This is a genomic window from Pseudomonas sp. Pseusp97, from assembly GCF_047304025.1.
Lineage (GTDB): Bacteria > Pseudomonadota > Gammaproteobacteria > Pseudomonadales > Pseudomonadaceae > Pseudomonas.
This window is the reverse complement of sequence record NZ_JBGLYK010000469.1, coordinates 1-730: the sequence shown is the minus strand read 5'-3', so window position 1 is coordinate 730 and position 730 is coordinate 1. Positions and strand designations below refer to the sequence as shown.

At 69.7% G+C, this 730-nt stretch carries 1 protein-coding gene and 1 pseudogene; both read right to left on the bottom strand.

What is annotated here, in order from left to right; all coding sequences use genetic code 11:
* Positions 1 to 534 (bottom strand): HEAT repeat domain-containing protein (locus ACCC94_RS29930; protein WP_413353202.1); only part of this gene is annotated, 534 nt, incomplete at its 3' end.
* Positions 531 to 730: pseudogene (locus ACCC94_RS29925) on the bottom strand (ABC transporter ATP-binding protein); the annotation flags it as partial. The pseudogene ACCC94_RS29925 and the gene ACCC94_RS29930, both read right to left, overlap by 4 nt.

Genomic DNA, 730 nt, shown 5'->3' with positions numbered 1-730 from the left:
GTCACGGGTCAGGCGCGCCAGGTGCGGCAGGGCGTCAGTGCGCTTGAGCCAGCCGAGGATGCCCACGGCTTCGCGGCGTACGCCTGCATCGGAGTCCTCCAGCGCACTCAGGGCCGGTTCGGCGGCGTCTTCCAGGCGCAGTTCGCGCAGGGCTCGCAGGGCGCTGCGGCGGACGAAGATATCGGCATGGTTCGCCCACGGCAGCAGGCGCACGCCGGCCTCGGCGGTCTTCAGCTCGCTGAGGCTCTGGGCGGCGGCTTCGCGCACGTCTTCGTCGCTGTCGGCCAAGGCGCGGCAGAGGGCGTCCACCACCTCGGGTTCTTCCCAGGCTTCGAGCAGACGAGCGGCTTCGGCGCGCACGCTGGCGGCGTCGTCATGGTTCAGCGCATGGGCGAGCCAGGGCAGGCCATCGGGCTCTTCCAGGTCGGCCAGCTCGATCAACGCGATGCGGCGCACGCCGGCGTCGGCGTCCTGCAGGCGCGGTTGCAGGTCGAGAATGTCGGGGTTGTCAGTGCTCGAATTGAAGTCAGTCATATGGCGAATCGCGGTATCCGTTGTTGGGTGGGCAGGCCCAGCGGTGTCAGACGTGGCAGCTGGCGGCCGTCTTCGTGGCGCAGCAGCTCCAGGCAGTGGCGCTTGAGCCGGGAGAATTCAGGCGTGGTGAGCAGGTCGGCGTGACGCGGGCGCGGGAAGTCGAGGCGGATGTCTTCGAGGATGCGTCCGGGGCGCG